The sequence below is a fragment of the Pseudomonas sp. B21-028 genome, assembly GCF_024749045.1.
GTDB lineage: Bacteria > Pseudomonadota > Gammaproteobacteria > Pseudomonadales > Pseudomonadaceae > Aquipseudomonas.
The window spans coordinates 2,051,967-2,063,366 of sequence record NZ_CP087184.1 but is presented as its reverse complement, the minus strand read 5'-3'; the positions used below and the strand labels follow the sequence as shown (position 1 = coordinate 2,063,366).

9 protein-coding genes are annotated in these 11,400 nt (G+C 61.9%); 4 read left to right on the top strand and 5 right to left on the bottom strand.

The window, feature by feature from the left end; genetic code table 11:
- Positions 1 to 411 precede the first annotated feature (411 nt).
- On the bottom strand, positions 412 to 849 hold the full coding sequence (locus LOY35_RS09385) for a hypothetical protein (RefSeq protein ID WP_258632055.1): 438 nt from the start codon (positions 847 to 849) through the stop codon (positions 412 to 414).
- A gap of 102 nt (positions 850 to 951) precedes the next feature.
- Between LOY35_RS09385 and LOY35_RS09380 the strand changes: the two genes are divergently transcribed.
- Positions 952 to 1,392, top strand: coding sequence for a universal stress protein (locus tag LOY35_RS09380; protein WP_024777909.1), 441 nt, complete (start codon positions 952 to 954; stop codon positions 1,390 to 1,392).
- A gap of 121 nt (positions 1,393 to 1,513) precedes the next feature.
- On the opposite strand, the gene LOY35_RS09375 is transcribed toward LOY35_RS09380, so the two are convergent.
- Positions 1,514 to 3,430, bottom strand: a complete 1,917-nt coding sequence (locus LOY35_RS09375) for an ATP-binding cassette domain-containing protein (protein ID WP_258632054.1) — start codon at positions 3,428 to 3,430, stop codon at positions 1,514 to 1,516.
- 214 nt (positions 3,431 to 3,644) lie between these two features.
- Here LOY35_RS09375 and LOY35_RS09370 point away from each other — a divergent pair, with 214 nt between their 5' ends.
- Positions 3,645 to 5,573: a transglycosylase SLT domain-containing protein gene (locus LOY35_RS09370; protein WP_258632053.1), complete on the top strand. Its 1,929-nt coding sequence runs from the start codon at positions 3,645 to 3,647 to the stop codon at positions 5,571 to 5,573.
- 182 nt (positions 5,574 to 5,755) lie between these two features.
- Here LOY35_RS09370 and LOY35_RS09365 read toward each other — a convergent pair whose 3' ends face one another.
- Positions 5,756 to 7,537, bottom strand: coding sequence for an ABC transporter transmembrane domain-containing protein (locus tag LOY35_RS09365; protein WP_258632052.1), 1,782 nt, complete (start codon positions 7,535 to 7,537; stop codon positions 5,756 to 5,758).
- A gap of 284 nt (positions 7,538 to 7,821) precedes the next feature.
- On the opposite strand from LOY35_RS09365, the gene LOY35_RS09360 reads away from it, so the two are divergent.
- Entirely contained in the window at positions 7,822 to 8,001 is a 180-nt protein-coding gene (locus tag LOY35_RS09360) for a PA1571 family protein (protein WP_024777905.1), read from the top strand.
- 237 nt (positions 8,002 to 8,238) lie between these two features.
- Here LOY35_RS09360 and pdxB read toward each other — a convergent pair whose 3' ends face one another.
- Positions 8,239 to 9,381, bottom strand: coding sequence for a 4-phosphoerythronate dehydrogenase PdxB (pdxB, locus tag LOY35_RS09355; protein WP_258632051.1), 1,143 nt, complete (start codon positions 9,379 to 9,381; stop codon positions 8,239 to 8,241).
- A gap of 285 nt (positions 9,382 to 9,666) precedes the next feature.
- On the opposite strand from pdxB, the gene LOY35_RS09350 reads away from it, so the two are divergent.
- Positions 9,667 to 11,070, top strand: a complete 1,404-nt coding sequence (locus LOY35_RS09350) for an MATE family efflux transporter (protein ID WP_309475902.1) — start codon at positions 9,667 to 9,669, stop codon at positions 11,068 to 11,070.
- On the opposite strand, the gene tusA is transcribed toward LOY35_RS09350, so the two are convergent.
- Positions 11,067 to 11,318, bottom strand: coding sequence for a sulfurtransferase TusA (gene tusA, locus LOY35_RS09345; protein WP_047703829.1), 252 nt, complete (start codon positions 11,316 to 11,318; stop codon positions 11,067 to 11,069). The genes LOY35_RS09350 and tusA overlap by 4 nt on opposite strands.
- Positions 11,319 to 11,400: the final 82 nt, after the last annotated feature.

Here is an 11,400-nt window from a genome sequence, read left to right as displayed (position 1 = left end):
GATGCTACGCCAATCCGCCAGGCACACCCGTCAACGCGATAGTCGGGGTTCTGTAGGAACGTTCGGAAAATACAAACGCTCAATTCATACGCCCGTTTGATTTGGGTACGTCACCTTCACGGAATTTCCGACAATTGTCAATCGCCCTAAACAGGGCCTTGGACGCGACTTGACGGTCATTTCCATTACCCTGCGGGTCCGCAACACGGCGCCGCATGTGCGAACATTCATAAGATCAATAATTAGAAAAGTCGCCCTAATTCCGGGCGCGATGGTTACAAGCGGCTATGCTGGCGGATACGTATTGAAAGCGCTTGGCGCGAGGGCGTTACGAACGAACGCCCGGATTTGAATTGGTTTACGGCCTGCCTGGCCAACCCGCCCGACGAGACTGTCGGGCTTTTTTATGGGTCAGGCCAGGGCCTTGAGCACCGCCGCAATATCCTGCAAAACAGCGGCTTCGCCCTTCTCGCCCCAGTACAGGGTGATCATTTGCCGGTCGGCTTCGACCTTGAAGACGTTGGCCGGCAGTTTCCGGAAGTGCTCGAGCAACGGCTCGTCATGGCAAACCTCCCGCCACTGGTTGACCCAGACGCCCGGTGCGCTTTGCCAGTAACTCCAGCAAGCCGGCTGCTTGCCGCACCGGGGCCGATGGTATTGCGCACAGGGGTTGGGGGGTTGTGGATCGAGCCAGTGCGGCCACTCCTGGGGGGCCAATTGCATGGCCAGGCCGAGGCGACGGGCCTCCATGCGCAGGGCCATGCGACCGCTCTGTACACGGGACGGCCGCAACCATGCCAGGGGGCTCAATACCACCAACAGGATTGACACCACTATCCAGACCGTCATATCAGTACTCCCGAATTCTGATGAGCCATTGACCCATGTCGCCGTCAATGTGCTTGAAACCAGCCATACTTAACCGTATCGCCATTCTCTGGAGTGCTTTTCATGTACTACGAACACATCCTGGTCGCCGTCGACCTCACTGAAGAATGCGATCCCGTCATCAAACGCGCTCGCGCCCTGTGCGATGGCCGAGAGACCAAACTGTCACTGGTGCATATCGTCGAGCCGATGGCCATGGCCTTTGGCGGCGATGTCCCCATGGACCTTTCCCAATTGCAGCAACAGCAGTTCGACCAGGCCAAGGAACGCCTTGACCGCCTGATCGTGAAATACCCGGACTTGAAACGGGAAAACAGCCACCTGACCTACGGCCAGCCGCGCCAGGAGATCCATCACCTGGCCAAGGAGCAGGGTTGCGACCTGATCGTGGTCGGCAGTCATGGACGCCATGGCCTGGCGCTGCTGCTGGGCTCCACCGCCAACGACGTGCTGCATGGCGCGCCCTGCGATGTGCTGGCGGTGCACCTGGTCAAGCGCGCATAGCTGCCATGAGACCCCGTGGGAGCGAGCCTGCTCGCGATGACGTCAGCACCGTCGACATCCCTGTTTGCTGACACACCGCTATCGCGAGCAGGCTCGCTCCCACAGAGGGCCGCCTTTCAAATCAGGCATCCAGCTCGGCCCAACGCTCCACCAGCGCATCCAGTTCAGCCTGCAACTGCTCCAGATGCGCAATCACCTTGGCGGTTTCCGCAGCCGGCCGCTGGTAGAAACCGGCATCGGCCATCTCTGCCTGCACCGCGGCGATCTGTGCTTCCTTGGCATCGATATCGCCCGGCAATGCTTCCAGCTCGCGCTGTAGCTTGTAGCTGAGCTTCTTCTTGGCTGGGGCCGGGGCTGCGGCGGCTACCGGAGCAGGCTCGGCCTTGACCACGGCCGAACTCAGGTCGGCTTTGCCGGACTTGCTCTCGGTCACACCCAGAAGGCGTGGCGAGCCGCCCTGGCGCAGCCAGTCCTGATACCCGCCGACGTATTCGCGAACCCGACCTTCACCTTCGAATACCAGGGTGCTGGTGACCACGTTGTCGAGGAATGCCCGGTCGTGGCTGACCATCAGCACGGTGCCGTTGAAGGTCAGCAGCACCTCTTCCAGCAATTCGAGGGTTTCCACATCCAGGTCGTTGGTCGGTTCGTCGAGCACCAGCAGGTTCGCCGGCTTGCTGAACAGTTTCGCCAGCAGCAGACGGGCGCGCTCGCCACCGGACAGCGCCTTGACCGGGGTACGGGCACGCTGGGGGCTGAACAGAAAATCGCCGAGGTAACTCAATACATGGCGGCTCTGGCCGTCGATGTCGATGAAGTCGCGGCCTTCGGCCACGTTGTCGATCACGGTCTTTTCCAGGTCCAGTTGGTGACGCAGCTGGTCGAAGTAGGCGACGTCGATCTTCGTCCCCTCTTCCACCTTGCCGCTGGACGGCACCAGGCCGCCGAGCATCAGCTTGAGCAAAGTGGTCTTGCCGGTGCCATTGGCACCCAGCAGGCCGATGCGGTCGCCGCGTTGCAGGACCATGGAGAAGTCCTTGACCAGGAACGGCCCGCCGGGGTGGGCGAAGCTGACGTTTTCCAGCACCATCACCTGCTTGCCGGATTTTTCAGCCGTGTCCAGCTGGATATTGGCCTTGCCGGTGCGTTCGCGACGCTCGCTACGCTCGACGCGCAGGGCCTTGAGGGCGCGTACGCGACCTTCGTTACGGGTACGACGGGCCTTGATGCCCTGGCGGATCCAGACCTCTTCCTGGGCCAGGCGCTTGTCGAACAGCGCGTTGGCGGTTTCTTCCGCCGCCAGTACCGCTTCCTTGTGCACCAGGAAACTGGCGTAGTCGCCGTTCCAGTCGATCAGGCCGCCACGGTCCAGTTCAAGGATGCGGGTCGCCAGGTTCTGCAGGAAGGAACGGTCGTGGGTAATGAACAGCACCGCGCCCTGGAAGTCCTTCAAGGCTTCTTCAAGCCAGGCGATGGCGCCGATGTCCAGGTGGTTGGTCGGCTCGTCGAGCAGCAGCAGGTCCGGCTCGGAGACCAGGGCCTGGGCCAGCAGCACGCGGCGACGCCAGCCGCCGGACAACTCGGCGAGGGTCTTGTCGGCCGGCAGTTGCAGGCGGCTCAGGGTGCTGTCGACCAGTTGCTGCAGCCGCCAGCCATCGCGGGCTTCGAGGTCGTGCTGCACATGCATCAGTTTTTCCAGGTCGGCATCGGTGACGATGTTCTGGCTCAGGTGGTGATATTCGGCCAGCAGCGCGCCGACACCGTCCAGGCCTTCGGCAACCACATCGAACACCGTCCGCTCGTCGGCCAGCGGCAGTTCCTGGGGCAACTCACCGATCTTCAGGCCGGGGGCACGCCAGACAGAGCCGTCGTCGGGCTTCTGATCGCCCTTGACCAGCTTCATCATGCTGGACTTGCCAGTGCCGTTGCGACCGATGATGCACACCCGCTCACCACGGGCGATCTGCCAGGACACCTTGTCCAACAACGGCATCGCGCCGAAAGCAAGGGACACATCGCTGAATTTGAGCAGGGTCATGAGCTTCTCCAAAAACCGGGCGCGCATTCTACCTGAGATGAGACTTCAGGGGTCCGCCATTTTCGTCGTTGAAGCACTCTGCATAACAAATGTTGCGAACTTGCGCCGACGACCCCGCAAAGCTTTCGCCGGTTGCTGGCAAAAGGCTAAGCTACAGGCAGTTACCCTGGGTTACCCCTTGGGCTTTTCATGTTTTTTTCTGCCCGGATGTCTCATGCGCAGTCGCCTTATTACTGTTCTGTCTTGTTTTTTCGTGTGTGCCACTGCCGTTCAAACTGCTCAAGCGGTGGATATTTCCACCCAGCGCCAGTATTACGATGAAGCCAAGCGAGCCTTGGCCAAGGGTGATTCCGGTCCTTATTTGCGCTATAGCCAGGCCCTGCGCGATTATCCGCTGGAACCGTACCTGGCCTATGACGAACTGACCGCTCGCCTCAAGAGCGCGAGCAACGCCGAAATCGAGAAATTCCTCGCCGAGCACGGTGACCTGCCCCAGGCCAACTGGATGAAACTGCGCTGGTTGCGCTGGCTGGCCGAGCGCGGCGACTGGGCGACCTTCGTCAAATACTACGACCCCAAGCTCAATTTCACCGAACTGGACTGCCTCAACGCCCAGTACCAGCTCAGCCATGGCCTCAAGGCCGAGGGCTACGCCAATACCGAAAAGCTCTGGCTCACCGGTAAATCCCAACCACAGGCCTGCGATGCGCTGTTCGGCCTGTGGGCCTCCCAAGGCCAGTTGACCGAGCAGAAACGCTGGGAACGCGCCAAACTGGCGGCCCAGGCCCGCAACTATCCATTGGCCAACAGCCTGGTCAGCGGCCTGGTCACCCTTGCCCCTCGCGGCAAACTGCTGGTGGACGTGGCGCAGAAACCCGAACTGCTCAACCAGCCCTCGCGCTTCGTCCCGGCCGACGAGCCGATGTCGGATATCGTCAGCCTCGGCCTGCGTCGCCTCGCCCGCCAGGATCCGGATAAAGCCATGGCGTTGCTGGACGGCTACGCCAGCACCATGCACTTTTCCCGCGACGAAAAAGTCGCCATCGCCCGGGAAATCGGCCTGACCCTGGCCAAGCGCTTCGACAGTCGCGCCCTGGATGTAATGACCCAATATGACCCGGAGCTGCGAGACGACACCGTTTCGGAATGGCGCCTGCGCCTGCTGCTACGCCTGGGTCGCTGGAGCGACGCCTATCAGCTGACTCGTCGCCTGCCCGAGTCGCTGGCCAGCACCAACCGCTGGCGCTACTGGCAGGCCCGCAGCCTGGAGCTGGCTCAACCGCAGAACCCCGAAGCCTTGACGCTTTACAAGCACCTGGCCCGCGAGCGGGATTTCTATGGCTTCCTGGCCGCCGACCGCTCCCAGTCGCCCTACTCGCTCTCCAACAAGCCCCTGGTGCTGAGCCAGGCACTGATCAACAAAGTGCGCAACACGCCGGGCATTCGCCGGGCTCTGGAATTCCACGCCCGCGGGCAGATCGTCGACGGACGCCGCGAGTGGTATCACGTCAGCCGGCATTTCAGCCGCGACGAAATGGTCGCCCAGGCGAAGCTGGCCTACGACCTGAAATGGTATTTCCCGGCCATCCGCACCATCAGCCAGGCCAAGTACTGGGACGACCTCGACATCCGCTTCCCGATGGCGCACCGCGAGACCCTGGTGCGCGAAGCCAAGGTCCGTGGACTGCATTCGAGCTGGGTGTTCGCGATCACTCGCCAGGAAAGTGCCTTCATGGACGACGCGCGCTCCGGCGTGGGTGCCACCGGGCTGATGCAACTGATGCCTGGCACCGCCAAGGAAACCGCGCGCAAATTCAGCATTCCCCTGGCCTCGCCCCGACAGGTACTGGATCCGGACAAGAACATCGAACTCGGCGCAGCGTACCTGAGCCAGGTCCACAGCCAGTTCAATGGCAACCGCGTCCTGGCCTCGGCCGCCTACAACGCCGGCCCCGGCCGCGTACGTCAGTGGTTGCGCGGCGCCGACCACCTGAGCTTCGACGTCTGGGTCGAAAGCATCCCCTTCGACGAAACCCGCCAATACGTGCAGAACGTCTTGTCTTACTCGGTGATCTACGGCCAGAAACTCAACTCGCCGCAACCGCTGGTGGACTGGCATGAGCGGTATTTTGACGATCAGTGAGCTTCAAGCGGCAAGCCATGCCTGAAAAGAAAAATGCCCGTATCGAACGATACGGGCATTTTTTCTGGGCCGCTTTATCCCCGTGTGGGAGCGAGCCTGCTCGCGATAGCGGTGGGTCAGCTAGCATCGATGTTGAATATGCCACCGTCATCGCGAGCAGGCTCGCTCCCACAAGTCTGTGTTCAGTCGACTACCGCCGCATGCCCCGCATTGAACTGCAACGCCGCCAACCGCGCATACAGTTCATTGCTGGCAACCAGTTCCTGATGCGTGCCCACCGCCACCACCCTGCCCTGATCCATCACCGCGATCCGATCGGCGTTTTTCACCGTGGCCAGGCGGTGGGCGATGACCAGGGTGGTGCGGTTTTTCATCAGGTCGGGCAGGGCTTGCTGGATCAGGTGTTCGCTTTGCGCGTCGAGGGCGCTGGTGGCTTCGTCCAGCAGCAGGATCGGCGCGTCCACCAACAGCGCCCGGGCGATAGCCAGGCGTTGGCGCTGGCCGCCGGATAACCCCAGGCCACCGTCGCCCAGGTGGGTCTGGTAACCCTCGGGCATCTGTTCGATGAAGTCGTGGGCATGGGCGATCCGGGCCGCCTCGCGCACTTGCTCGGCAGTGGCGTCGGGATTGCCGTAGCGGATGTTTTCTTCCACGGTACCGAAAAACAGCGCCGGGTTCTGTGACACCAGGGCGAAATGACGGCGCAGGTCCAGGGGATCGAGTCGGGTCAACGGCACATCGTCGATGAGGATCCGGCCTTGGGCCGAGTCGTAGAAGCGCAATAGCAGGTCATACACCGTCGATTTACCCGCACCGGACGGTCCGACCAGGGCCAGGGTTTCGCCGGCATTGACCGTCAGGTCCAGGCCATCGAGCGCATAGCTTTCCGGCCGGGACGGATAGGAGAACCGCACGCTTTCAAGACGCAGATCGCCCCGGACCCGCTCCGGCAACGTCACCATGTCCGAGGTCGGTGGCTGGATGATGTTCTGCGAACGCAACAACTCGGCGATGCGCTCGGCCGCACCGGCGGCCCGCTGCAGTTCGCCGATTACCTCGCTCAGCGTACCGAAGGCGCTACCGACGATCAGGCTGTAGAACACGAACGCCGCCAGCTCACCGCCGGAAATCCGTCCGGCGATCACGTCCATACCGCCCACCCAGAGCATTACGCCCACCGCCCCCAGCACCAACACAATCACCAGGGTGATCAGCCAAGCCCGCTGGGCGATACGTTTGCGGGCGGTCTCGAACGCCTGCTCCACCGTGACGGCAAAGCGTTGTTCATCCTGGACCTGGTGATTGTAGGCCTGCACGGTCTTGATCTGGCCCAGGGTTTCGGAAACGTAACTGCCGACATCGGCGATGCGGTCCTGGCTCTGGCGCGACAGGCTGCGTACCCGACGCCCGAACACCAGGATCGGCGCCAACACCAGCGGCAGGGCAATCACCACGATGCTGGTGAGCTTGGGATTGGTGATGAACAACAGCACGATGCCGCCGATCACCATCAAGGCGTTGCGCAGAAACAGCGACAAGGAGGAACCGATCACCGATTGCAGCAAGGTGGTATCGGCGGTCAGGCGTGACTGGATCTCCGAGCTGCGGTTGTTTTCATAGAACCCCGGGTGCAGGTACACCAGATGGTTGAAAACCTGTCGCCGGATGTCGCCCACCACACGCTCGCCAATCCACGACACCAGATAGAACCGGGAGAAGGTGCCGATCGCCAGCCCTATCACCAGCACCATGAACAAGCCGATGGACTGGTTCAGCAACTGAGGAGAACGGGTCATGAAACCCTGGTCCACCAACAGCCGGATGCCCTGGCCCATGGACAGGGTGATGCCCGCCGTGACGATGAGCGCCAGTAATGCACCGGCGACCTGCTTGCGGTAAGGAGCGATAAAACCACTGGCCAGGCCAATGGCGCGGCGATGTCGGGAAGAAAGCATCAGTAGCATCCGATAATGCAACAGGGAAAGGACGGGTCAACAGTACCGAAGCGCGGCGGAACCTCTTTGAATCAGAATGAGTCAGGTTAAATATGACCGCGACGACTATCGACTAGAGGGTATCGGTCTAAAGTCTGACTGGAAACGTACAAGTATTTCTGTTTGAGTAGAACTGTCGTCATGGCCTACAAGGAGTGTCATGGCTCGGTCACCTGACGACAATACATTAGTGGCCTGTGTGGCTGATTTCGATTACACGCCACTAGGCACATAACCTGATGAGGAGACAGGCCATGTCCTTGCAACACAGCAGCGACGACAAGATTCAAGTGATCCGCACGCAACCGGACCAGTCCCTGGGCTGCTCGTTCATCGACGCCCAAGGGCGCGAAGTACCGATCACCGAAGAGATGATCCAGAAAGCCTGCAGCGAGCTGGAAAAACGACTGGTCAAGCCTGCCGAACAAAAGTGATACAGCCCGTCTTCGCCTGAACCCGACCTTGATGTCGGGTTTTTTGTGCCCATGGACTTTACTACCCTGTGGCGAGGGGATTTATCCCCGTTGGGCTGCAAAGCAGCCCTGATACTGTCACTGCATTGTACCAAGTTGATTGCATTCGGATTTTGTGGGGCTGCTGCGCAGCCCAACGGGGATAAATCCCCTCGCCACAATGAACCAGACAAATCTTAAGTGGACAGCATTACGCGCCTAGACGAGGTTGGCACCCAACGCGCTCACGATCTGCTGCAACGCCTGTGACTGCCCTTCAATGCGCACCTTCAAGCTGTCGATCTCCCGGCGCGGCGGATAGTGTTTGCGCAGGGCATCGAAGGCGCTGCGCTGCTCGCTGACCGTTCCCACCAGGCTACGGCGGAAGTCCGCATCGTCACGCCGCGGGTCGTATACGCCACGGCACAGCGCGGCCAGCGCCCAGGCCGGGTCGGTGGCGGCGTCCAGAGTGATGCCGCCCAGCCAGGGCCGAGGCAGCAGATCGCCGAGGCTGACTGCAACCGGTGTCTCCAGGAACGCGCACAAGGCTTCATAGATCTGCGCCGTGCCGCGCTGGCGGCCATCGAGGCTGTAGCCGGCAATGTGCGGCGTGGCGATCACGCACAGGTCGGCCAGGTCCACGTCCACCGTGGGCTCCTGCTCCCAGACATCCAACACCGCTTGCAGGTCTTCGCGCTCCAGCAGCACATCGCGTAACGCGGTGTTATCGATCACCGGCCCGCGGGCCGCATTGATCAACCAGGTACCGGGCTTGAGGCTGTTCAGACGCTGCTCATCGAAGAGATGCCAGGTCGGTTGATCACCGTCGCGCGTCAGGGGCGTGTGCAGACTGATCACATCGCACTGCTCGATGATCTGTTCCAGGCTCACATAATCACCACCCTCGACTGCCTGGCGGGGTGGATCGCACACTTTCACGTCCCAGCCCAGGCCTTTGAGCACATTGATCAAGCGTCCGCCCACCTGGCCCGCGCCGACCACGCCGAAGGTGCGCTGGCGCAGGTCCGCGCCTTCGATTTCAGCCAGGGTCATCAGGCTGCCCAGCACGTAGTCCACCACGCCTCGGGCATTGCAGCCCGGCGCACTGGCCCAACGGATGCCGGCCTCGGCGAAGTAATCCAGGTCCAGGTGATCAGTGCCGATGGTGCAAGTGCCAACGAAACGCACGTTGCTGCCTTCCAGCAAGGCACGATTGACCCGGCTGACGGAACGCACCAGCAATACATCGGCCTGCGCGACCGTGTCCCGGTCGATACTGCGCCCCGGTACCCGGCGGATCTCACCGAAGTCCTTGAAAAAGGCATCGAGCAGGGGAATGTTTTCGTCGGCGACGATCAGCATGGCAAAGCTCCTTTGGCGGGGTGGGCAGTGTAGGCGTTCCGGTATGTCTGCGCATTAGTGGTTAAGAATGATGTTGTGGCGAGGGGATTTATCCCCGCTGGGGTGCGAAGCGCCCCTTAGATTTTGCGACTGCTGCGCAGTCGAGCGGGGATAAATCCCCTCGCCACAAGGGTATCCACAAACTTCTGCCATTGTTTACAAATCCCCAACACAGCTTTTTTCCTGACCACTGCGTCAACGCGTAGAATCCGCCGCCTTGCGTTTAATTTTTCGGACGTTTCGCCTGTGAATCCCGTGATCGACAACCCCACCCTTCTCTCCCGCCCGGCCCGGGTTCGCCTGGAGGTCAGGACACTGCTGGCCCTGGCGCTGCCGATCATGGTGGCGCAACTGGCGACCACCGCCATGGGCTTCGTCGATGCGGTGATGGCCGGTCGCGTCGGCCCACGGGACCTGGCGGCAGTAGCGTTGGGCAACTCGATCTGGGTGCCGGTGTTTCTGTTGATGACCGGCACGCTGCTGGCAACTACCCCGAAAGTCGCCCAACGCTTCGGCGCTGGGACTTTCAACGAAATCGGCCCGTTGGTGCGCCAGGCCCTGTGGCTGGCGCTGGCGGTCGGGTTGATCGCGACGCTGGCACTGTTCAGTGCCGAGCCGATCCTGCACATCATGAAGGTGGACCCGGAACTGATCGGCCCCTGCATGGAATACCTGCGAGGAATCGGCACCGGCCTGCCGGCCGTGGCGCTGTACCACGTATTGCGCTGCTTCAGCGACGGCCTGGGCCGTACGCGACCGGCAATGGTGTTGGGGTTGTGCGGGTTGGCGCTGAACATTCCGCTCAACTACATCTTCATCTACGGGCACCTGGGCGTGCCGGCCATGGGCGGCGTCGGTTGCGGCTGGGCCACCGCTATCGTGATGTGGGTCATGGCCCTGGGCATGGCCGGCTGGACGCGCTGGGCACCGGCCTATCGGTCGAGTCAATTGTTCAGCCGCTTCGATTGGCCGCAGTGGGCAGTCATCCAACGCCTGCTGGGCATCGGCTTGCCGATAGGCATCGCGGTGTTTGCCGAGTCGAGCATTTTCGCGGTGATTGCACTGCTGATCGGCAGCCTCGGCGCCACGGTGGTGGCCGGGCATCAGATCGCGCTGAACTTCAGTTCCCTCGTGTTCATGATTCCCTACTCCCTGGCCATGGCCGTGACGGTGCGGGTCGGCCAGACGCTGGGACGTGGCCAGCCTCGCGAGGCACGCTTCGCCGCCGGCGTGGGCATGGGCACGGCCCTGGCGTATGCCTGCCTGTCGGCGAGCCTGATGTTGGCACTGCGCGGGCCCATTGCCGCGATCTACACCGCCGACCCGGTGGTGATCGACGTTGCCTCGATGTTGATCGTATACGCGGCGCTGTTCCAGTTCTCCGATGCGATCCAGGTTACCGCGGCGGGCGCGCTACGCGGCTACCAGGACACCCGGGTGACGATGATCCTGACCCTGTTCGCCTACTGGGGAATCGGCTTGCCGGTGGGTTATGCCCTGGGCCTGACCGATTGGTTCGGCGCGGCCAACGGCCCGAGCGGCTTGTGGCAAGGCCTGATCGTGGGCCTGAGCTGCGCGGCGCTGATGCTGTCGATCCGCCTGACCCGCAGCGCACGCAAGCCGATCCGCAGCAGCCGCTCGACGGGTTAAGCGAGCTTCTTGCGGATCCAGTAGCGGTACGTACCGTCCACCTCGTCCTGGGCCACCAGCTCGTGGTCGAGAAACACACAGAACTTGGGGATGTCGCGGCGGGTCGAGGGGTCGGTGGCGATCACCTTCAACAGCCCGCCCGGCACCAGGTCACGGATGTGCTGGTGCAGCATCATCACCGGCTCTGGGCAGTTGAGGCCGCTGGCATCCAGCGTGCCGTCGACCGGCGTGTCGTTCATTTCACTCATGTTCTACTCCTGAAACTGGCCGGCATTGTCGCGCAATGTCGGGTTGGAACAAAGCCCGCATATTTCTGTGGGAGCAAGGTAG

Bases quoted from the DNA above. Each gene is read 5' to 3' on its own strand.
- LOY35_RS09375 (WP_258632054.1), bottom strand. From the start codon at position 3,430: ATGACCCTGCTCAAATTCAGCGATGTGTCCCTTGCTTTCGGCGCGATG.
- LOY35_RS09380 (WP_024777909.1), top strand. From the start codon at position 952: ATGTACTACGAACACATCCTGGTCGCCGTCGACCTCACTGAAGAATGC.
- LOY35_RS09365 (WP_258632052.1), bottom strand. From the start codon at position 7,537: ATGCTACTGATGCTTTCTTCCCGACATCGCCGCGCCATTGGCCTGGCC.
- LOY35_RS09385 (WP_258632055.1), bottom strand. From the start codon at position 849: ATGACGGTCTGGATAGTGGTGTCAATCCTGTTGGTGGTATTGAGCCCC.
- LOY35_RS09370 (WP_258632053.1), top strand. From the start codon at position 3,645: ATGCGCAGTCGCCTTATTACTGTTCTGTCTTGTTTTTTCGTGTGTGCC.
- LOY35_RS09360 (WP_024777905.1), top strand. From the start codon at position 7,822: ATGTCCTTGCAACACAGCAGCGACGACAAGATTCAAGTGATCCGCACG.
- pdxB (WP_258632051.1), bottom strand. From the start codon at position 9,381: ATGCTGATCGTCGCCGACGAAAACATTCCCCTGCTCGATGCCTTTTTC.
- tusA (WP_047703829.1), bottom strand. From the start codon at position 11,318: ATGAGTGAAATGAACGACACGCCGGTCGACGGCACGCTGGATGCCAGC.